The organism is Bacillus sp. Brlt_9 (assembly GCF_051948935.1).
Taxonomy (GTDB): Bacteria; Bacillota; Bacilli; order Bacillales; family Bacillaceae_G; genus Bacillus_A.
The window spans coordinates 123,990-144,623 of the sequence record NZ_JAYJLO010000005.1; the positions used below are offsets into that span (position 1 = coordinate 123,990).

The 20,634-nt window shown below is 32.6% G+C and carries 20 protein-coding genes and 3 pseudogenes; 18 read left to right on the forward strand and 5 right to left on the reverse strand.

Going from position 1 to position 20,634, the window contains the following annotated elements; translation table 11 throughout:
- The first annotated feature begins 22 nt into the window (after positions 1-22).
- The 4 genes and pseudogenes from VF726_RS20565 to VF726_RS20580 all read left to right on the forward strand — a co-directional run bounded on the left by VF726_RS20565 (position 23) and on the right by VF726_RS20580 (position 4,086).
- Positions 23-1,021, forward strand: coding sequence for a phosphotransferase (locus tag VF726_RS20565; protein WP_440171648.1), 999 nt, complete (start codon positions 23-25; stop codon positions 1,019-1,021).
- A 20-nt stretch (positions 1,022-1,041) separates the two neighbouring features.
- Positions 1,042-2,422, forward strand: a pseudogene (locus VF726_RS20570) (5'-methylthioadenosine/adenosylhomocysteine nucleosidase).
- A 245-nt stretch (positions 2,423-2,667) separates the two neighbouring features.
- Positions 2,668-3,372, forward strand: coding sequence for an alpha/beta hydrolase (locus VF726_RS20575; protein ID WP_440171650.1), 705 nt, complete (start codon positions 2,668-2,670; stop codon positions 3,370-3,372).
- Between the two features lie 261 nt (positions 3,373-3,633).
- Positions 3,634-4,086 (forward strand): GNAT family N-acetyltransferase, encoded by a 453-nt coding sequence (locus VF726_RS20580; RefSeq protein ID WP_440171652.1) that lies wholly within the window; start codon positions 3,634-3,636, stop codon positions 4,084-4,086.
- A gap of 41 nt (positions 4,087-4,127) precedes the next feature.
- On the opposite strand, the gene VF726_RS20585 is transcribed toward VF726_RS20580, so the two are convergent.
- On the reverse strand, positions 4,128-4,547 hold the full coding sequence (locus tag VF726_RS20585; RefSeq protein WP_440171654.1) for a hypothetical protein: 420 nt from the start codon (positions 4,545-4,547) through the stop codon (positions 4,128-4,130).
- Positions 4,548-4,668: 121 nt separating this feature from the next.
- Here VF726_RS20585 and VF726_RS20590 point away from each other — a divergent pair, with 121 nt between their 5' ends.
- From VF726_RS20590 to VF726_RS20600, 3 genes are all read left to right on the forward strand, one after another.
- Positions 4,669-5,316 carry a response regulator transcription factor gene (locus VF726_RS20590; RefSeq protein WP_440171656.1) on the forward strand — a complete coding sequence of 216 codons (648 nt, stop codon included), beginning with the start codon at positions 4,669-4,671 and terminating at the stop codon, positions 5,314-5,316.
- The gene (locus VF726_RS20595) at positions 5,309-6,685 is read left to right on the forward strand and encodes an ATP-binding protein (protein WP_440171658.1); all 1,377 of its coding nucleotides are present in this window, start codon (positions 5,309-5,311) and stop codon (positions 6,683-6,685) included. Before VF726_RS20590 ends, VF726_RS20595 begins: the two co-directional genes overlap by 8 nt.
- Positions 6,686-6,886: 201 nt before the next feature.
- The gene (locus VF726_RS20600; protein WP_440171660.1) at positions 6,887-8,680 is read left to right on the forward strand and encodes a Xaa-Pro dipeptidyl-peptidase; all 1,794 of its coding nucleotides are present in this window, start codon (positions 6,887-6,889) and stop codon (positions 8,678-8,680) included.
- Between the two features lie 60 nt (positions 8,681-8,740).
- On the opposite strand, the pseudogene VF726_RS20605 reads toward VF726_RS20600, so the two are convergent.
- A pseudogene (locus VF726_RS20605) lies at positions 8,741-9,021 on the reverse strand (hypothetical protein).
- Between the two features lie 200 nt (positions 9,022-9,221).
- Between VF726_RS20605 and VF726_RS20610 the strand changes: the two are divergent.
- The 3 genes from VF726_RS20610 to VF726_RS20620 all read left to right on the forward strand — a co-directional run bounded on the left by VF726_RS20610 (position 9,222) and on the right by VF726_RS20620 (position 10,884).
- Entirely contained in the window at positions 9,222-9,986 is a 765-nt protein-coding gene (locus VF726_RS20610) for a class I SAM-dependent methyltransferase (protein ID WP_440171662.1), read from the forward strand.
- Between the two features lie 201 nt (positions 9,987-10,187).
- Positions 10,188-10,451, forward strand: coding sequence for a hypothetical protein (locus VF726_RS20615; protein ID WP_440171664.1), 264 nt, complete (start codon positions 10,188-10,190; stop codon positions 10,449-10,451).
- Positions 10,452-10,653: 202 nt separating this feature from the next.
- Positions 10,654-10,884, forward strand: a complete 231-nt coding sequence (locus VF726_RS20620) for a hypothetical protein (RefSeq protein ID WP_000789031.1) — start codon at positions 10,654-10,656, stop codon at positions 10,882-10,884.
- A 261-nt stretch (positions 10,885-11,145) separates the two neighbouring features.
- On the opposite strand, the gene VF726_RS20625 is transcribed toward VF726_RS20620, so the two are convergent.
- The gene (locus VF726_RS20625; RefSeq protein ID WP_440171667.1) at positions 11,146-11,577 is read right to left on the reverse strand and encodes a cytidine deaminase; all 432 of its coding nucleotides are present in this window, start codon (positions 11,575-11,577) and stop codon (positions 11,146-11,148) included.
- Positions 11,578-11,747: 170 nt separating this feature from the next.
- Between VF726_RS20625 and VF726_RS20630 the strand changes: the two are divergent.
- The 8 genes and pseudogenes from VF726_RS20630 to dltD all read left to right on the forward strand — a co-directional run.
- Positions 11,748-11,831, forward strand: a pseudogene (locus tag VF726_RS20630) (ankyrin repeat domain-containing protein); the annotation flags it as partial.
- Positions 11,828-12,424, forward strand: coding sequence for a DJ-1/PfpI family protein (locus tag VF726_RS20635; protein ID WP_429608217.1), 597 nt, complete (start codon positions 11,828-11,830; stop codon positions 12,422-12,424). The pseudogene VF726_RS20630 and the gene VF726_RS20635, both read left to right, overlap by 4 nt.
- A 389-nt stretch (positions 12,425-12,813) precedes the next feature.
- Entirely contained in the window at positions 12,814-13,170 is a 357-nt protein-coding gene (locus tag VF726_RS20640) for an FtsB family cell division protein (RefSeq protein ID WP_157409882.1), read from the forward strand.
- A gap of 259 nt (positions 13,171-13,429) precedes the next feature.
- A complete protein-coding gene (locus VF726_RS20645; protein ID WP_000271329.1) occupies positions 13,430-13,756 on the forward strand; it encodes a DUF3870 domain-containing protein in 327 nt (108 codons plus the stop codon).
- A gap of 154 nt (positions 13,757-13,910) precedes the next feature.
- A complete protein-coding gene (locus VF726_RS20650; protein WP_142305858.1) occupies positions 13,911-14,972 on the forward strand; it encodes a dipeptide epimerase in 1,062 nt (353 codons plus the stop codon).
- Positions 14,973-15,011: 39 nt separating this feature from the next.
- Positions 15,012-16,013 (forward strand): C40 family peptidase, encoded by a 1,002-nt coding sequence (locus VF726_RS20655; RefSeq protein ID WP_440171671.1) that lies wholly within the window; start codon positions 15,012-15,014, stop codon positions 16,011-16,013.
- 20 nt (positions 16,014-16,033) lie between these two features.
- Positions 16,034-17,656: a peptide ABC transporter substrate-binding protein gene (locus VF726_RS20660; RefSeq protein WP_440171673.1), complete on the forward strand. Its 1,623-nt coding sequence runs from the start codon at positions 16,034-16,036 to the stop codon at positions 17,654-17,656.
- Positions 17,657-18,096: 440 nt separating this feature from the next.
- On the forward strand, positions 18,097-19,278 hold the full coding sequence (dltD, locus tag VF726_RS20665; RefSeq protein ID WP_440171675.1) for a D-alanyl-lipoteichoic acid biosynthesis protein DltD: 1,182 nt from the start codon (positions 18,097-18,099) through the stop codon (positions 19,276-19,278).
- A gap of 38 nt (positions 19,279-19,316) precedes the next feature.
- Here dltD and VF726_RS20670 read toward each other — a convergent pair whose 3' ends face one another.
- Both VF726_RS20670 and VF726_RS20675 read right to left on the reverse strand, forming a co-directional pair.
- Complete coding sequence (locus VF726_RS20670) at positions 19,317-19,541, reverse strand: hypothetical protein (protein ID WP_440171677.1); 225 nt, start codon at positions 19,539-19,541, stop codon at positions 19,317-19,319.
- Positions 19,542-19,712: 171 nt separating this feature from the next.
- Positions 19,713-20,318, reverse strand: a complete 606-nt coding sequence (locus VF726_RS20675; RefSeq protein ID WP_440171679.1) for a DedA family protein — start codon at positions 20,316-20,318, stop codon at positions 19,713-19,715.
- Positions 20,319-20,634 lie beyond the last annotated feature (316 nt).

Sequence of the window (20,634 nt, forward strand, 5' to 3'; positions counted from 1 at the left end):
ACGTTAAGGAAGGATAAGTAAGATGATTGAGCCATTATGTAATAAAAAAGCTGCAATGATTTTTCAAGAGCTGAAAGTGGAGTGTGAATCTTTATTTAAGTTTAAAATTCGAAATACAATACCTATTCATCGTGGTTGGCTAAATTTGAAATGGAAACTCGAAACAGATGCAGGATCTTTTGTATTAAAGCAATATAATAAAGAACGGTACAAAATGTATAACCAAGAAATTTTACTACAAGCATTACAACAACAGCAAAGACTACATAATAATGGTGTAAGTTGTCCAAAGCTCCTAACTTATAAAAATAATGTAATGCATATATCAAAAAATAATGAAAGATTTATAGTTTTAGAACATAAAGAAGGTAATCTAATTTCAACAGGAAAATTGAATGAAAAGGAAATCTACTCTCTTGGTAATACAATAGGTCAAATGCATGATTTGTTAAATGATGGCTCTTTAATAGATGGAGAAAAACCTAAATTTGTTCCGCCTACTAAAGAGGAAAGGTTGAAACATTGGGAAGATAAAAGGAGAGAAGCAGAACAGCTAGGAAAAGAACATATTCTCTCCCATATAAAATTACAGCAAGAAGCAACACATTTAGTAAATATAGATCAATTTTATAATAGTAAAAAAGGGTGGGTGCACCGTGATCTATGGGTAGATAATTTCTTATTCCATAACGATGAAATCTCAGCAATTCTAGATTTTGATCGCATGGATTATGATTATGTAGAGTTGGATATTGGGCGTGCGATTATATCTTGTGCCTTACATGATGGAGTATTAAATAAGAGTCTAGTTGCATCATTTTTAGCGGGATACCGTAATAAATTAGATTTTCCGGTAGGGAGTATTGTTCGGGCAATTCAAATGCTTTGGTATATGGAGAGTACATGGTGGATTCATGCTAATATGGATCAGAATAGTGTACCACCTTCACGTTTTGCAGATGAAATGAATTGGATAGCTGAAAATTATAGTACATTACATAATATATTGGCAGACTTATAAGAAAAAAGGAGATTACATCCATGAACAGAATTGGCATTATCGGAGCAATGCAAATTGAAATAGACTTACTTTTAGAAAAACTAGCTATACAAGAGGAACAGGCGATTGCGGGAATGCCTTTTTACATTGGTGAATTCATGGGAACAGAAATTATTGTTACAAGATGTGGTGTAGGGAAAGTTAATGCAGCCGCATGTACGCAAACATTAATTCATAAATTTGATGTAGATGCTATTGTCAATACGGGTGTTGCTGGAGGGTTACACCCGGATGTAAAAGTTGGTGATATCGTTATTTCAGCAAATGTTACCCACCATGATGTAAGTAAAACTCAAATGAAAAACTTATTCCCGTTCCAAGAAGAATTTATCGCAAGCAAGGAATTAGTAGAGTTAGCACGTATTGCATGCAATAGTAGTAATTTACAAATAGAGGTTCATGAAGGAAGAATCGTAAGTGGTGAATGTTTTGTTGAAGATTCCAAACTAAAAGCGAAATTAATAGATGAATATGCACCGCATTGTACAGAAATGGAAGGTGCAGCAATTGGACAGGTTGCCTACATTAATGAAATACCATTTCTCGTTATACGATGTATTTCTGACAGTGCAGACGATGAAGCACAAGTTTCCTATGATGACTTTGCGAAAACGGCCGCAAATTATTGTTCAGAAATTATCGTTGAGATGCTTAAAAATATATCAAGTAAAACTGTATTATAATTCAAAAGGAGAGAATGAAATGTTACAAGCATTAATTTTTGATATGGACGGAACGTTATTTCAAACAGATAAAATTTTAGAATTATCGTTAGATGATACTTTTGATCATTTACGTTCATTACAATTATGGGATACGGTAACACCTATTGATAAGTACCGTGAAATTATGGGCGTGCCGTTGCCGAGAGTTTGGGAAGCGTTACTACCGAATCATTCTCTTGAAGTAAGAGAACAAACAGATGCATATTTTTTAGAAAGATTAATTGAAAACATTAAGAGCGGAAAAGGTGCTTTATATCCGAATGTAAATGAGATTTTTACATATATAAAAGAAAATAATTGCTCAATATATATTGCAAGTAATGGTTTAACTGAATACTTACGAGCAATCGTATCTTATTATGCTTTAGACCAATGGGTTACTGAAACATTTAGTATTGAACAAATAAACTCGCTTAATAAAAGCGACTTAGTAAAAAGTATTTTGAACAAATATGATATAAAAGAAGCAGCCGTAGTTGGGGATCGTTTATCTGATATACATGCAGCTAAAGAAAATGGCTTGATTGCAGTTGGTTGTAATTTTGATTTTGCACAAGAAGATGAGCTTGCCCAGGCAGATATAGTAATAGATGATTTACTGGAGTTGAAGGGGATATTACGTGCTGTGCAGAGATAATAAAGGTATTTAAAAGTCCCTTTTCCACTAACGGAATAGATTAGCTCAATAGGGAACCCCAAAAAGTACTTTTGGCTTCTGAAGAAATGGAAAAAAGAAAGATGTTAAATACAAAGTAGACTCTGTAATAAAGAGGTAGAGAGATAGTATAATTCATTTGTGATAAATTAGTAATAGTTTGATTTGGATTATAAAGTGTTTGCGTTTTTGACCAAGTCTTATATGTCTTATTCTATGGAGGGAATATGCTTAAAAATAATTTTAAAATTAGTAATATTCCTGTGGTTTTATGGGGAGATAAGAGTGAAAAGATTTTTATTGCAGTACATGGAAATATGTCAAATAAGGAAGATACAGTTATTCAAATACTAGCTGAAGAAGCTAATCAAAAAGGTTATCAAGTATTAAGCTTTGATTTACCTGAGCATGGAGAAAGAAAAAATGATGATACTCCTTGCAAAGTACAGTTTTGTGTTAGGGAATTATCTATAATTATGAATTACGCAGAAGAACATTGGAAAGAAATAAGTGTGTTTGCATGTAGTATAGGTGCTTATTTTAGCCTTTTAGCTTATCAAAATGATGTGGTAGAAAAGGCGTTATTTTTATCCCCAGTAGTTAATATGGAACGAATTATCGAAAATATGATGAAATGGTTTAATGTAACACCAGAGCTTTTGCAAAAAGAAATGATTATAGAGACACCGATTGGTCAAAAGTTATATTGGGATTATTTATGCTATGTAAAAGAGAATCCTATTAGTACATGGAATACAGATACATATATTATGTATGGAGCTAATGATGAACTGTGTGAATTTGAAACTATTAACGATTTTAGAAAAAAACATCGTTGTGAATTAGAAATCATGGAGACGGGTGAACATTATTTTCATACTGAGGAACAGTTAAAGGTATTTGAACAGTGGTTATACAAACATATAGATTAATAAATTATAACTTGAACCTGAACCTGTTAGAGAAGAATGGTGAATTTAAAAACTGATATTATATTTGAGAGACATTATAAATGTATTCATTTAAACAAACAGCTGCTTTAGTTCAATAAGACTTAAACAACTATATTATCGATTTACATCTGAAGTGAAGAATACACATACTACGAATTGAATAAGATAACAATCATAAAAATGCTCAGAATCAATAATTCTAGAGCATTTTTATGTATTTTCATAGTAAGGGGGATTTACTTGAAAGATATACATATTCAACAAATTGAAGATTTAATGATATACGAACACGAATATCTTGTTCAGGAAAGCAAAGGCGAAGGGTTTTATTTTCTAATAAAACTAATAAGTGAATATGAAAACAAAATAAATACATTTAATAAAAATGGTGAATGTTTATATGGTATTTTTCAAGGGGAAAAGTTAATTGGAATTGGAGGACTAAATGAGGACCCATACTCAGAAAATAATAAGATTGGCCGATTAAGGAGATTTTATATTGCAAAGGACTATCGTCGTATAGGGCTAGGGAAGTTGTTATTAAACCAACTATTATCTCATGCAGAAAAGTATTTTAAAGTGGTTGTATTGCATACGGATACGAAACAAGGTGATGCGTTTTATACTGCAAATGGATTTGTGAAAGGAGAATTTTATAAAGGAACTAGTCACTTTAAAGTATTATATGAATAAAACAAGAGACTTTATTAGCTTATAAAGTCTCTTGTTTCTATTTAATTATGTTTCACATTCATTTCTTTCAATAATCCCTTCGGATCACCTTTGACATAATAAAAATGAGGATTATTTTCATCATCGTAAAGCATAATATAAGGCTTTTGATTAAGCGGGAGAAGTATAAGTACTTCATCAATTGTTGTATGTAACCATTGATTCGTAATAGAAACTGGTTTAGATAAAGGGATTTTTATCATGTGACCATCTTTTGGAACGACGTTTAAGTTTTTGAACGGGCCAGTAATGGATTTAGCATATTGAACAGCTTCTTTTTGAATAGCTGGATGTAAAGATTGTTTTTGAACGACCATTTCTTTTTGACAATCAAACACTTCAATTTGTTGATTACTATTTGCAAGAACATTTGTTGATAATAAGAAACAAAGAAGAGTAATGACCCCGATTTTTTTTATCATAGTACAACACCTCGTCTTTACTATACCCTTAAAAGTTTCAAATATTTTTCTGTCACATTGATGTAACAAAGAAGTTGTATAATACAATTGGTTTTTGTTTAAAAGTAATGGAGGATCATGTATGAGAGTATTAATCGCAGATGATGAACAAGATATGTTAAGGATTTTAAAGGCTTATTTTGAGAAAGAAGGCTTCGAGGTTTTATTAGCGAAAGATGGAGAGGAAGCACTTCAAATATTTTATGAAGAGAAAATTGATTTAGCTATTTTAGATTGGATGATGCCGAAACATAGTGGTATTACTGTTTGTCAGGAAATAAAAAAGAACTCAAGCGTTAAAGTATTAATGCTTACAGCGAAAAGTGAAAGCGAAGATGAATTAGCGGCGCTTCAAAGTGGTGCAGATGAGTACGTAAAAAAACCATTTCATCCAGGTGTACTCATTACACGAGCGAAAAAGTTAATACAGCATGATGATGTCATTCAAGTTCAAGATTTGAAAATAGATTTCACTAAAAATAAAGTTTATAAAAATGACAAAGAGTTAGATATCACAAAAACAGAGCTAGAATTAATAAAGTGTTTTTTAAATCATAAAGGCATGATTTTAACTCGTAAAAAATTGTTAGATATTGTATGGGGATTTGACTATTTTGGAGAAGAGCGGACTGTTGATACACATGTAAGAAGATTACGTAAAAAAGTTGGAGAAAATATTATAAAGACGCACCGCGGGCTAGGGTATAGTTTGGAGGAGCAGAGTGAATAAACTTGGAAAAAAGCTATTTCTCAGCATTTCTTTAACTGTGGTACTTATTTTTACGATATCTTTATTATTAATTAACTATCTATTACCGAAATATAATATTCACAAAACGAGAGAGAACTTAAATGAATTTACAGTGCAAATACAAAATACACCTGTAAATGAGTTAGAAGATGTAATTCGTACAATTGAAAGTGAAAATAACGTTACGGTTGCATATACGTCAATCAATCAGTCCGAAGATGATATGAACGAAGCGTTACGCATGCAACTTACGAAAAAGAAAGTAGTTTTAAATAAACTGTGGATTACGAAAGACGAAGTCATGAAGGTGAAAGCGGAAGGGCAATCGAATAAACTGTATGATCAAGAGAAGTTAAAAGCAAGTTTTTTCGCTAAATATATTGCAAAAGATAATACGATAATTTTAATGGGAACTTCTATCGCACATTCAAATGAGGTTATAAAAACGTTAAATACATTTTACTTATACATAGTATGTTTCTCACTCCTTCTTATTATTTTACTTGTGTGGATACTCTCAAAAATAATAACGACTCCATTGAAAAATCTAAGCGATGTAGCTCAGGATATTTCACATTTGAAGTTTAAAAGAACGAAAGTGAAAACGAATGATGAAATAGGAGAGTTAGCCGATAGTATTAATATCATGAGTGATAAATTGAATGAAGCACATCAAGATTTAACAGATCGTAATGAACATTTAAAACGATTTATGGGTGATGTGACGCATGAATTAAAAACACCCATTGCATTAGTAAAAGCATATTCTATGGGAATTAAGGATGGATTGGATGATGGGACATACGTAGATACAATTATTAAACAAACAGATCAAATATCAAACTTAATTGAAGAACTATTACGATTTTCGAAGTTAGAAAGAGATGTTTTACAAAAAGAAGAATTCCCTATTGAACCATTAGTCCGAAGTATAATAGGTAAGCATAAAATTGAACTAGAGTCGAAAGAAATACAGTTGCAGACGAACAGTAATATTAAAAATCAGGTCATTTATGCGGATTTGAATAAAATGGGAATGGTGTTTCAAAATTTAATTTCTAACGCAATAAAATATACAACAAATCAAAACATAATAATCACTTTAGAAGAGAGAAATAAAAGTGTATATTTTCAAATTAAAAATGGGATTAATGCAGAACAAATTAAAGATGTCGATAAAATTTGGGAACCTTTTTATGTCTTAGACTCTTCGCGAAGTAAAGAAAAATCAGGTACAGGATTAGGACTAGCGATAGTGAAAAGTATTTTAGAAAGGCATGGTTTTGACTATGGCGTATCTACTAAAGAGGGAGAAATACGGTTTTATATTAATATGAAGAATGACTAATGCAATACAATTAGAAGCATCGTCTATTAATAGGCGATGTTTTTTATTGATTATATGAGAGCAATTAATCAGAGTATATAACCTCGAAAGCTTGTTGGAAGAGTGTTCTACAAATTTCTCAAGTTGTTGCATAAAATATAAACTGAATTTTCAGTAATTTTATTGTATAGTAAAAGGAGAAATAAATGGGGAGGGAAGGATATGGGGAAAAAGAAAATAGCAACATTATCAGCAATATTATCTTTATCAATTACGTCAGGAGTTTCTAGTATGACTGCGTATGCAGACAATAAAGAAACAAACTACATAAATGAGCATGACGTGAAGTTAAATGGAATTGTTTCAGATGCGTTACGTTCAAGTACGAAAATTGAATTAGAAAATGGGATGACAAAACCGATTTATTCGCTTGATGAAGCAATCATTGAAAATCTATTTGTAGAGACGGAAGTTGATAGTGATAGAGATGGTAAAAAAGACAGAGTGTCAGTAAAAGTTATGCGCCCGAAAACAGATCCTAATGTGAAAGTTCCTGTTATTTATGAAATGAGTCCATATCGATCTGGTTTAAAAGATGTTCCTGTATATAATGTAGATGAAGAGTTGTATGCGTATGAAGGGAAACCGTATGGAGCTGTTAATCTTGGTTCATACGGAAATTATTATGTTCCGAGAGGTTATGCAGTTATTTTAGGTGAAAGTATTGGAACTGGAAAATCAGATGGATGTCCGACTACTGGAGACGATCAAGAAATACTAGGAACGAAATCTGTCATTGATTGGGTAAATGGGCGTGCGAAAGCATACACAGAAAATGGTGAGGAAGTTAAGGCTGATTGGTCTACAGGAAATGTAGGGATGACAGGAGTCTCTTATAATGGTACGTTACCGAATGCGGTTGCGACGACTGGTGTTGAAGGGTTAAAAACAATTATTCCAATCGCAGCGATTAGTAGTTGGTATGATTATTATCGTGCAAACGGTGCAGTCATTGCGCCAGGTGGATACCAAGGAGAAGATACAGATAATATGGCAGAAGCAGTACTAACAAGAGAAAATGCTGAAGTTTGCGGACAAGTAATAAAAGAATTAACAGCTGGACAAGACCGAAAAACTGGTAATTATAATGATTTTTGGGATAAACGTAATTATGTAAAAGATGCTAAAAATGTAAAAGCGAGCGTATTTGTTGTGCATGGTTTAAATGATTGGAATGTAAAGACGAAGCAGTTCGCGCAATGGTGGGATGCACTTGGAGAAAATAATGTTCCTCGTAAAATGTGGTTACATCAAGGTGGACATGGTGGAACATCAACGAATGACTGGCAAAGAACACAAAATAAATGGCTCGATTATTGGTTGTATGGAATTGAAAATGGGATTATGAATGAACCAATGGTTGATATACAACGTGAAAATAAAACTTGGGAAAAATTAAAAAACTGGCCGGATCCATCAGCTGTGCCGTCAAAAGTTCGTATGTATTTAAGTAACAAAGCAGTTAATTTGCCATTAAGTATGGGCTCTGTAAATAAAGTTTTCTCATTCGTAGATGATGCAAAAATGAAATCAAACCAATTAGTAGCAAACCCAGAATTAGAAGTAGCCAATCGATTAGTGTATACAATGCCTGTACTGCAAAAAGATACGCGTATAAGCGGTACACCAAAGATTTCAATTACAGGAAATATTGATCGTCCTGTATCAAATTTAACAGCTTTACTTGTTGATTATGGAGGAACGAAGCCGGAAATCGTAACGAGAGGTTGGATGGATCCACAAAACTTAACGAGTATAGAAAGTTCAACAGCGATTCAACCGGGCAAAGATTATACATTTACATGGGACATGCAGCCAGACGATTATGTATTTAAAGCGGGGCATCAAATAGGGGTTGTTTTAATCGCTAGTGACTATGATTATACGATTAGACCGAAAGCTGGCACGAAGCTTACAGTAAAATTAAGTGAAGTGACATTGCCAATTGTGAAATAAATAGTGATGGGTAAAGAGCTTACTGCCTAGTAAGCTCTTTACATTTTGAAAAGGGGGAGTTTAATGTGAATTTTTATTGGTGGATACAAAAATGCTTACAATAAATAAAAAATGGCATTTATGATCAATAGGCCACCAAAGATAAGCGCAGCAACACCTCCAGAGAATCCATCTTCTACTTTTTCACCAATAACATGCAAAGTGGAAAAGAAAACAACGGGAGAAGAAAGTATGAAAATGCCACTGGCTATTTTCCATATTCGTTTATACTTCTTTGCTATAAAGAAAATTAGTGCATTTAAAGCAAAAAGGAGTAAAAGAAATATAATTAATGAATTCATCGTATCCTCCTATCAAAAGTCTGAATTTTCATTTTTATATTTTCATTTTTAAGGGAATATTATAGAATATAATTATATTTTATGGAAAGCGAGTGATATATTATGACAGTCAGCTCTTTCGAATTTTTATTAAAAATAAAGGTACAGGAAGATTAATTGAAAGAAAATCTTCCGTACGTAAAAAACGGAGGAGAAAATAAATGTTTAGTTTTTATAGTACACTTTGCACGGAACTTTATGATTTCACTAAGCCTGTCGGTTATTCTTTAAATGGTGACATTGAGTATTACGAAGAACGTTTAAAAAATTGCACCGGAAGAATTCTCGAAGCGGCAGTAGGATCAGGACGCGTCATCATCCCGCTTCTTGAAGCTGGTTTTACAGTAGATGGTATAGATTATTCAACTGAAATGCTAGATTCTTGCCGTATACGCTGTAAAGAGAGAGGTTTACATCCTAATTTATATGAAGGAAGTTTACAACAATTTTCACTGCCACATAAATATGAGGTAATTATCATTCCTACTGGATCTTTTTGTTTAATTGAAAATCGTACAGATGCTATAAACGCATTGAAATGTTTTTATGAACATCTTAATCCAGGCGGGCGATTAATCGTAGATATTATGCTTCCGCATGACTGGAAGACTGGGGAAATTCATACATCAACTTTTTCTTTGCCGAGCGGAGACGGAATTACATTAGAAAATAAATCAATTGAAATAGATTGGCTGAACCAAGTTACTTTATCATATTTAAAATATGAAAAATGGAGTAAAGGGCAGTTAGTACAAACGGAATTGCAACGCTTTGCAGTGCGCTGGTATGGAATAGAAGAGTTTAAACTTCTGTTAGAAAGTATAGGTTTCTCTAACATTACGTACTCCGCTGACTATGTTTATGAAAAAGAACCGTCAAATGCAAATCAAATGTTTACTTTTGAAGCTGTGCGAAACGAAAAATAAAGAATTATTTATGAAAATAAGGCAATCGATACAGTATCGATTGCCTTATTTCAATTGTATATTACTTACATGTTATTACGTTTTCATTGTCCAAACATCCTTCTACCAATTACATATACTACTTATATTAAAGGCAGTCACTATTTTAAATGGAACTGTTATTTTTCTATAAATGATATTTTAGAGAAGTAGGTGATAAATTTGGAAAGCGTAGAACAAGACAGAATTGAAAATCAAGTGTATTCAAATCGTGTAGTAAGATCAGAATTTGATGTGAATTGGGAAACGTGTATATCAAAAAGCGGTTATGTAATTTATGTAGCAACAAGTAACAATGCCGAAGTAATAGTACTTCTTGCAGATGGTTCAAGTAAATTATTAATTTTTGAAAAAGGCGGTAAAGTAGTAGTAGGTGGTGGTGGAACAAGTCATTATAGTAAGCCGCATATTGCAAGAAATATTTAAGGTAGAACATATTAATTGAGAAGAAACCAATAAGTAACATAGAAAAAGCATTTCCTATTTCGGGAAATGCTTTTTCTATGTTATAGTATAATAGTGTTTTAAAATGATATTATTTTAATATACTTCATTTTTTGTTGTGTATTATTTTTATATTAAATTAGCTATGTAAGTATTTTTTATATAAGGAGTAATAATTAGAGAAATGAAAAATATCGACTTTATACTAGAAAGTGATGAGGCATTAAAACCGTCTGAACGATTAGTACTATTATTATTAGAGAAGCATAGAATGTTATATACGAACGATCTATTAGCATTATCTAATTTATCATATAAAACATTAACGGATTCATTAACCGCGCTAGTTTTAAAATCATATGTATTAAAGGAAACAGGTAAGGGAAGAAGACAGAATTGTTATAGGTTGGTATGATAAGACTGCTGATTTTAGAAGATTTACATTTATGATTTTCGAATGTAAGGATAAATGGTGTTTTAGTTTTCAAATGAAAAATTAACCGTAATTCGTACTTGAATATTTGGATTTCATTTTTATTAATGAAAATGAAATTATTATTGGAAATAGAAAAATAAAATAAACTGCATAAAAAAGAAATAAAAAAACAATCCATTTTAAAAACGGATTGTTTTTTTATTGGAATAATATTATTTAGTATATTGAAAGTCTGAATGATTATTCTACGTCGCTTGTATACTTTTCAGGTAATAATTCCATTACGTTACATTTTACAAGTTCACCATTATATGAAAGTATAACGTTCGTATTTTTTCCGTAATCACTTATTAATTCTCGACACATACCACATGGAGCAACAACCCAACATTTTTCTATATCTTCATGGGGGTGTGGGTGAGCGACCGCTACAATGGTATCAAATTCATGATCGCCTTCTGAAATAGATTTTCCAATCGCCATAGCTTCACCACACACTGTTATTCTTCCAACATTCGCTTCAACATGCACTGCTGCATAAATATTACCCGTTTTAGTTCGTACAGCGGAACCGATGTGATGACGGCCGTATTTATAGTTTTTTTCAATGACTCTTTCAGCAGCTGTAATTAAATCATAGTCTTCACTATTTAAAGGCATTACTTGTAACATAATTTCCCCTCCGTATTAAAAATGATAAATTTTATTTTAACAGAAAATTTTAATATTTAAAATAAAAGATAAAATTTAACTAGATAATATTATTATGTAAACTGATATTTTAACAGGAAAATATCATAATCAATAGAACATATAGAAGAGTATAATTAAATATTTTGAAAGATGGGATAGCAACATATGATATTGCATTAGAAAAAGGATACGAGCACCTTTTACAACATTTAAAACAGGAAGTGAATGTATGATAAATAAGTGGAGTGTAGGCATATTTTTATTTAATGAGGTAGAGGTTTTAGACTTCGCAGGGCCATTTGAAGTTTTTTCTGTAACCGAAGCGTATGAAGAAAAACCATTTACTGTGTATACAGTTAGCCAAAATGGAGAAATGATTACAGCAAGAAATGGATTAAAGGTACAGCCGGATTATAGTATTGAAGATTTACCACCAGTTGATATTTTAATCATTCCAGGTGGTAAAGGCGTTAGGGAAAGTGAAGTGAAAAATGATAGTATAATAAATTGGGTTCGTCAGCAAATGAAAGAAGTAAAGCTAATGACTTCAGTTTGTACTGGAGCGCTATTACTTGCGAAAGCTGGTTTACTGGAAAATTTAAAAGCAACAACGCATTGGGCTAGTATTCAAACTTTCAAAAAAGATTTTCCGAATGTAGAAGTTATGGAGAATGTAAAATTTGTAGATGAAGGACACATTATTACATCGGCAGGTATTTCAGCTGGTATTAACATGTCATTTCATATTGTGAAAAATTTGTTAGGTGTCGAGATTGCTGAGGAAACAGCAAAAAGCATGGAATATGATATAGATTTGCAACATTAAAAAAGCCCGATTTGGGCTTTTTTATATTGAACGTATATAGATAAGTGCCGTAAGAGCTAATCTATAATCCAACTTCTAATTTTGAATCAGTATTTCCGGTGTTATCGAATGTACGAAATTTCTCCTTGAATCATGTGAAAACAAGGAGAAATTTCGTATGTAAAAAAACTCTTCTACAATAGTAGAAAAAGAATAACAGAAACTACTATTTTATGGCAGCATACATAAAAAAATTCAATGTAAATATGGAAATGTCGTCGAATTCTATCTTTAATTGGTTTATTTGTGAGATATTTTTGTGAAGGAGCTTATTTTATAAGAATAGAATTTAAGTTAGTAAGAGATCATGCCGACGGTAGTGAAAATATATGTGTTAGGGGGATTTCATAATGAGGAAACTCAAGCGAATAAATGTTCCTAATATACAAGAACAACTATCACAGTCTAATGAGAATCGAGCAATTAATAAGAAAAAACTAAGGCGATTTATATTCATGTTTATATTTATTGCAGCGGCTACTTTGTACGTTCAATTTATTTTAACGAAACAACAAGAAATAATTGTAGAAAAAAAAGATACAATAACGAATCAAAAAAAACAATTGGTTTCTTTAAAGAAAAATGAAGCGTCTTTAAAGACTAACATAGAAAATTTAACAGACGATGAGGAAGAAATTTTGAAGTTTGCGAGAAAAGAATATCAGTTTTCTAAGTCAAATGAAACTATATTTGTGTTGCCGAAGTAGTGTAATAGAACAGTTAGCGATCGCTAACTGTTTTTTCATGTATGAATGGCATGGTACAAGAAACAATCACATACTGTAAAAATGAAGAGTGTGAGCTGTTTTTATAGTTATGGAATATATACCGGAATAAACGTTGTTAAAATTCTGTCAATTGTATTATAATACAAGGTAAGCGGATACATTTTTTAATCAACGTTGAGTTAATCACTCATACGACTATTAAGAAAACCGTTATCCTGTATTAGAAAGGAAGATAGCTGTGTATGCTTCAAATACAATTTATGTCGTAGGGGATGCGAAAGCACCTCAAAATAATCCCATTACTGAAAAGTTTAAAAGCTATTTTGTAGCGTTTGTGCTTGTTAAGGAAACTGGGGAAATTGTAGATGCAGATTGCTCAGCGACAATTGCATTAACATCTCAATTCGTAAAATATTTATTTCTACATAAAAATATTAATGATCCAACGTTAGTAATGGAAATAAAAGATCGTTATTTCGGTTCGTCTCAAAAGGCACTACTTGTAGCATTAAAAGATGCGCAGAAAAAATATAATCAAATCGCTGCTTTGTCTACACATTCCTAGACAAAATCCAGCCGTAAGAATCTTCTTATGGCTGGATTTTTTTATTTCACATTAATCTCTTGCATTGAAAGTAAGTGAAAGAGGAAATGAATTGTACGTAAAAACATAATTTGTTTTTAAAGATTAAAGTTCCACTTTGTTAGACAACGAAAGGATGAACAATATGAAAATTACAGATGTGAAAGTAAATCGTAGACGTGTTAATCTTCATACACCGTTTAAAACAGCTCTTCGTACCGTAACCGAAATAGAAAGTATAGATGTATTTATTCATACAAATGAAGGGATTGTTGGCAAAGGTGCTGCAGCCGCAACGCCAGTTATTACGGGTGATTTCGCAAGCGGGATTGAAGAAGCCATTTTAGGGCCGATGCGTTCCTGTTTAATTGGTCAAGATATTATTCAATTTCAGCAGTTACTACAGCACATTCAAATGAGTTGTATTGGAAATCCAAGTGCGAAAGCGGCAGTAGATATCGCTTTATATGATGTGTATTGTCAATATCAAAACGTTCCACTTTACGCATTATTAGGTGGGAAGAAAGAAATTCATACAGATATTACCGTCAGTGTAGATGAACCTTTCATTATGGCGAAAGAGGCAAAGCAACATGTAGAAAAAGGATTTCAAACTTTAAAAATTAAAGTGGGGAAATCTGCTCCTTTAGATTTAGAACGTATTGAAGCGATTCGAAATAGCGTACCAAAAAATACGACGTTACGATTAGATGCAAATCAGGGGTGGAATCCAAAAGAGGCAGTTTCTATCATTAAAGAGATGGAAAATCGCAATTTAAATATTGAATTTATTGAACAACCTGTTCATGCGAAAGATTGGGATGGATTAAAGTACGTCAAAGATCATGTGCAAACGCCTATTATGGCAGATGAAAGCATATTTTCAGCGGGTGATGCATTGAAAATCGTTCAAGGAGGATATGCAGACTTAATTAATATTAAATTAATGAAATGTGGTGGCATACGTGAAGCGTGGCGTATTGCCGATATCGCCGAAACAGCTGGGGTAAAATGCATGGTCGGAAGTATGATGGAATCCTCACTTTCCGTTAGCGCTGTAGCCCATTTAGCAGCTGCCCACCCTAATATTCATTACTTCGATCTCGATGCGCCGCTTTGGTTAATGGAAGAACCAGAAGGCATGACTTATTCTGGGTCAAAGGTAAACCTTCAATCGACAGTGAATAGTAAATCTTAGGAAAAAAGACTAGTAAACTATCTTTTAAGGGGGATATGTATGAAAAAAGTAGGAACTGCATTTTTAACAACTTTATTTATATTTTCATCGTTTACATCAGCAAATGCTGAAGAGAAGAAAGATAGTAAGGCGTTTATCGATGTATCTGCCGCGACACTTTGGACCGCACCTGATTCATTACGACCAATTGATGCACCGAGCGCTACAAATCCAGTTGATTTGTGGAAGTGGACGAAATCAATGACGCTTGATGAGAAACTTTGGTTAACAAATGCAAATAAATTAGAAACGCAAGCGCTATTAGGTCAAGAAGTAACAGTTGTGGATAAAAAAGGGGACTGGGTGAAAGTGTTAGTCCATGGTCAGCCGACACCTCGAAATGAAGAAGGTTACCCAGGATGGATGCCTGAAAAACAGTTAACATATAATCAAGAATTTGCAGATAAAACAAATGAACCTTTCGTATTAGTAACGAAACCGACAGCCATTTTATATATAAATCCTTCTGAAAAACATAAATCGCTTGAAGTGAGCTATAATACGCGATTGCCGTTACTTAATGAAGATACGATTTCATATCGCGTCTTGTTACCAAATGGACAGAAAGCTTGGCTACGAAAAAATGATGGCACGGTTTACCGTTCTCAAAATGATATTCCAACTCCGACGGCCGATGATTTAATAAATACAGGAAAAATGTTTTTAGGATTACCGTATATATGGGCTGGTACAAGTGGATTCGGATTTGATTGCTCTGGATTTACACATACAATTTATAAATCACACGGTATTACAATTCCGCGAGATTCAGGTCCGCAATCGAGAAATGGAGTTGCAGTTGATAAAGAGAATTTACAAAAAGGAGATTTAATCTTCTTTGCACATGATCAAGGAAAAGGCAGTGTTCATCATGTGGGGATGTATATTGGTGACGGAAATATGATTCACTCGCCGAGAGCTGAAAGATCAGTAGAGATTATACCGCTCAATACACCAGGATATATAGAAGAATACGCTGGTGCTCGTCGTTACTTACCTTAAAAAGTAGAGGGGGTTTTTAAATGAAAAAAGTTGTTCGTTACTCATTAGTTAGTACTTTATTAGCTTCTTCATTTTTAGTTGGCTGCGCAAAAGAAAAAACAACGACAAAGCCGAAAGATGAGAAAAAAGTATTACAGTTACTAGAAACAGGTGAAATCCCGTCTTTACATTCAGGGAAAGTAACAGATGCAGTATCGTTTAACGTTTTAAATAACGTAATGGAAGGATTATTCCGTTTATCGAAAAATGATGAAGTGATTGAAGCTGGAGCACAAAAATATGAAGTGAGTCAAGATGGGAAAACATATACATTCCACTTGCGTGATGCGAAATGGTCTAACGGAGACCCAGTAACAGCACAAGACTACGTATACGCTTGGAAGCAGCTTATTAATCCAGATACAGCTTCTCAATATGCATACATTGCATACGATGTGAGAAATGCGGAGAAAATAAATAAGAAACAACTAGGGTTAGAGGAATTAGGAGTGAAAGCGAAGGATGATAAAACGTTCATTGTAGAGTTAGAGCATCCTGTACCGTATTTTACAAAACTACTTATTTTACCATCCTTCTATCCAATTAACGAAAAATATGCAAAAGAACAAGGTGATAAATACGGATTAGAAGCAAATAAAGCGGTATATAACGGGCCATTTACATTATCGGATTGGAAGCATGAAGCGAGTTTTACAATGAAGAAAAACGATAAGTATTGGGATAAAAAAGAAGTGAAGCTAGATGAAATAAACTATCAAATTGTAAAAGAAATTTCAACTGCGGTAAATTTATATGAAACAGATAAAGTTGATAGAGCTGTCATTTCAACAGAATTCGTAGATAAATATAAAAATAATAAAGAGCTTAAACAATATACAGATCCGGTTATGTACTTCTTCCGATTTAATGAAAATGTACCGATTCTTAAAAATAAAAATGCACGTCTTGCGCTAAGTACAGTGTTTGATAAGAAAGGACTTGCGACTTCATTTTTAAATGATGGTTCAGTTCCTGCTAACTATTATGTACCAAAAGGATTTTTAAAAGGTCCAGATAAAAAAGATTTTAGAAGTACAGCAGGTGAGTTTAATAAAACTGATGTAAAACAGGCAAAAGAATATTGGGAAAAGGCGAAGCAAGAGACAGGTACAAATGAAGTGACGCTTGAGTTATTAAACTATGACTTAGAAAACTTCAAAAAAGTAGGGGAATACATTAAAGAAGAGCTAGAGAAAAACTTACCAGGCTTAAAGGTAAATGTAAAATTACAACCGCATACGCAAAAATTAGCGTTAGAGAAGAAAAAAGAATATGAAATGTCATTATCACGCTGGTTACCGGATTATCCAGATCCAATGACTTATTTAGAAGTATTTCTTTCTGGAAGCAGTGTGAACAACACAGAATATGCAAACCCTGAATATGATGCGTTAATTAAGAAGATTAAAACAGAATTAGGTAATGATGAAAAAGCTCGTTGGAAAGCAATGCAAGATGCTGAGAAAATGTTACTTGATGACGCAGTAATTGCACCAGTATTCCAGCGAGGATTATCGTACTTACAAAAGCCATATGTGAAAGATTTATATGTACATCAATTCGGTCCAGCGACAAGTTTAAAATGGGCAGATGTACAAAAATAAAAGTATGGAGAAACAGACTTCACATGTGTGATAGTCTGTTTTTCTTATTTAAAGTTAGATATATAGTTTGTGGTATGATTTACTAGGCTATAAATAGTGTTTGGAAGGGAATGATGTTGATTATAGTGGACGTATCTTATTTTGAATTTAATTCATCATCTGATGGATTATAGACATTTTATATGTTTTTTCACTGTTTAAAAATAAAATTATTACTCAAATTCCAGTGTGAAATTTATGTAGAATCTTGTATAATTAACGTGTTTCTATGGAAACATTTTCTTGTGCTATTTCTATGGGACTTAATAGGACAAGGAAAGAAATACATACATGTATATAATAGATAAATAGAATGGAACATGTATAGAGAAAAAGGAGAAAAAAATGACGTGTCAAAAACAAGGGTTACAATTTAATAGCGAGAGAAAGAGGAAGAGACGATGAAAATGAAGCATGCTTTTGGACCCATAATTTTAGCGTGTGTGCTTTTTTTCATTATCATATTAATCCCATCGAAAAGTTTCTTATCACTTATTAGTGATAAGAAGGTAGAAGATGCGGCAACTTCCTTACAAAAAGAAAAATTACAAGGGGTTTTCTTACAGCAAAAAATGTTAGAGAATTCACAGTATTTACCAATGTATGGTTCATCTGAATTTTTACGAATGGATGCATATCACCCATCTAATTACTTTAAAGTAAATCCGGCAGGTTTTACGCCATATTTAATGGGGATTGGCGGTACGCAAAGTTTAGCTCATATATTAAATATGACGTCTACAATGGATGGATTAGAAGGTAAAAAAGTAGTCTTTGTTTTATCACCACAATGGTTTACAAAGACTGGGGTATCACAGGGGGATTTTACGAATAATTTCTCTAAGCAACAAGCATATCATTTTATTTTTAATGATAAAATAAATGTTGAAATGAAGAAGCAAATTGCGAAACGACTATTAGATTATAAAGTTGTTCAAGAAGATGATATATTAAAAAATTCATTAGAAGGTATTGTATATAATGATACGCAACATAACATAAAAGCAGGTTTAGTCAAACCACTTGCTTATATGCATCGAAATATTTTAGATCATAGAGATTTATTTAACTCTATATTTAAGATTGAGCCGATGAAAGAAAAAACTAATGTGGGATTACGTTCAATTTCTTGGGTAGATGCACGTAAACATGCAGAAGAAGAAGGGAAAGCGGAATCTACTACAAACACATTTGGAATTGAAAATCCGTATTACTATAAACATAATTTAAAGAAAAAATTAAAAGGTTTAAAAAACTTTAGAGCAAATGAATCGTATGAAGAATCACCTGAATATGATGACTTACAAATTGTTTTAAATATTTTTAAAGAGAAAAATGTTAAGCCACTCTTTATTTCTGTACCTGTAAACGGACCGTGGTATGATTACGCTGGTTTCCCTAAAGAGCGCCGTGAAGTGTATTATAAAAAAGTTCGGGAACAAGTTGAAAAAGCAGGATACCCAGTAGTTGATTTCTCTGGCCATGAATATGATAAGTATTTCTTAAAAGATACAATTCATTTAGGCTGGAAAGGCTGGATTTACTTTGATGAAGCAGTGCAAAACTTTTATACTGAGAAATAAGTGTGGAGAAAAAGGAACGGCTATAAGCTGTTCCTTTTTTAATAAAGATGATTCTGATGTGGGCAATTCGGAAAGGCATGTATATCTTGAATTTGTCTAAAATCATAATGCTTCATTGCGAACTGAGCGTGGTAAAGGTATTCATACACATATAATTGACCATCATGTGCTGAACATAATACACCAGAAGTTCCTTGCCCATTAATGAAGGAAATACCGATAGGGCGTCCAATTAAGTATTGTATTTTTTGTTGCCAATGCATAGGGAAATCACTCCTTTTTGAGATAATATACGAAAGGAATGAGTGAAGTGTTGCTTATCCATGTAAATGTTAAACGAACGGGTTTTCTTGTGATTTTTAAAGATTAGTCAATTTTATAATAAAAAACCGCTATAATTCGTAATGAATGTATAGCGGTTTTTTATTATTACCTTAAGCAAGATTTTTACGTTTTTTTGTCCATTTTTTAAGGGTGAAGTATAGAAGGATAAGTATGACACCGCCAATTGCGAAAGATTTCACATATGGTCCCGCAATATCGTTTATATTCTCCCAATTTTGACCTAATTTTTCACCTAAATAAATGAAAATGATAGACCAAGGAATGATTGCAAGTGCTGTTAATGTAGTGAAGCGTAGTAATGGCATTTTTGTAATACCAGCAGGAATTGAAATCGCATGACGTACTACTGGAATAAAGCGTGCAGTGAAAATTACACCAGTTCCGTAACGATTAAACCAATCTTCAGCTGCATCTATATGTTTTTTATGGATGAAAATATATTTTCCGTATCGTTCTAATATAGGTCGTCCACCGTATCGTCCAAGCCAATAAATAAAGATTTGAGCAATAACGCCGCCAATTGTACCAAATATAACTGCGCCTATAAATGAGATACTACCGTTGAATACTAAATAACCTGCATAAGCAAGGACGATCTCACTCGGAATAATCTCAATCATAAGTCCAAGCATAATGCCCCAATAACCTAACCCTTCAAAAAATGTTAATACTGAGTGAATAAAACTACTTACCATTGTTGCACCTTCTAGTTTATGTATTTTTGAATAGGTGAACCTGATACTTAATAATATAAAAGATTCACTATGTGTAGATTATACCTTATTTGTATAGGGGATTGCTATTTCAATTCTTTTATGTCTCTCATAAGTATTATAGTAAATGATGATGTATTGGAAATTTCCTATAATGATATTTTTAATTTACAAAGAGACAAGGGGAATATATGCATAATAAGTTTCAAATTTATGAACCACTTTCTATTTGGGATAGAGACATGATTCGGTTGATAAAAAGTATTTCAAAGGGTGGCTTATAGGTTCAAAAATTTAA

What these genes read in the sequence shown, in the direction of transcription:
- VF726_RS20565 (WP_440171648.1), top strand. Translation starts at nt 23, where the DNA reads ATGATTGAGCCATTATGTAATAAAAAAGCTGCAATGATTTTTCAAGAG.
- VF726_RS20575 (WP_440171650.1), top strand. Translation starts at nt 2,668, where the DNA reads ATGCTTAAAAATAATTTTAAAATTAGTAATATTCCTGTGGTTTTATGG.
- VF726_RS20585 (WP_440171654.1), bottom strand. Translation starts at nt 4,547, where the DNA reads ATGATAAAAAAAATCGGGGTCATTACTCTTCTTTGTTTCTTATTATCA.
- VF726_RS20590 (WP_440171656.1), top strand. Translation starts at nt 4,669, where the DNA reads ATGAGAGTATTAATCGCAGATGATGAACAAGATATGTTAAGGATTTTA.
- VF726_RS20600 (WP_440171660.1), top strand. Translation starts at nt 6,887, where the DNA reads ATGGGGAAAAAGAAAATAGCAACATTATCAGCAATATTATCTTTATCA.
- VF726_RS20610 (WP_440171662.1), top strand. Translation starts at nt 9,222, where the DNA reads ATGTTTAGTTTTTATAGTACACTTTGCACGGAACTTTATGATTTCACT.
- VF726_RS20620 (WP_000789031.1), top strand. Translation starts at nt 10,654, where the DNA reads ATGAAAAATATCGACTTTATACTAGAAAGTGATGAGGCATTAAAACCG.
- VF726_RS20625 (WP_440171667.1), bottom strand. Translation starts at nt 11,577, where the DNA reads ATGTTACAAGTAATGCCTTTAAATAGTGAAGACTATGATTTAATTACA.
- VF726_RS20635 (WP_429608217.1), top strand. Translation starts at nt 11,828, where the DNA reads ATGATAAATAAGTGGAGTGTAGGCATATTTTTATTTAATGAGGTAGAG.
- VF726_RS20640 (WP_157409882.1), top strand. Translation starts at nt 12,814, where the DNA reads ATGAGGAAACTCAAGCGAATAAATGTTCCTAATATACAAGAACAACTA.
- VF726_RS20650 (WP_142305858.1), top strand. Translation starts at nt 13,911, where the DNA reads ATGAACAATATGAAAATTACAGATGTGAAAGTAAATCGTAGACGTGTT.
- VF726_RS20655 (WP_440171671.1), top strand. Translation starts at nt 15,012, where the DNA reads ATGAAAAAAGTAGGAACTGCATTTTTAACAACTTTATTTATATTTTCA.
- VF726_RS20660 (WP_440171673.1), top strand. Translation starts at nt 16,034, where the DNA reads ATGAAAAAAGTTGTTCGTTACTCATTAGTTAGTACTTTATTAGCTTCT.
- dltD (WP_440171675.1), top strand. Translation starts at nt 18,097, where the DNA reads ATGAAAATGAAGCATGCTTTTGGACCCATAATTTTAGCGTGTGTGCTT.
- VF726_RS20670 (WP_440171677.1), bottom strand. Translation starts at nt 19,541, where the DNA reads ATGCATTGGCAACAAAAAATACAATACTTAATTGGACGCCCTATCGGT.
- VF726_RS20675 (WP_440171679.1), bottom strand. Translation starts at nt 20,318, where the DNA reads ATGGTAAGTAGTTTTATTCACTCAGTATTAACATTTTTTGAAGGGTTA.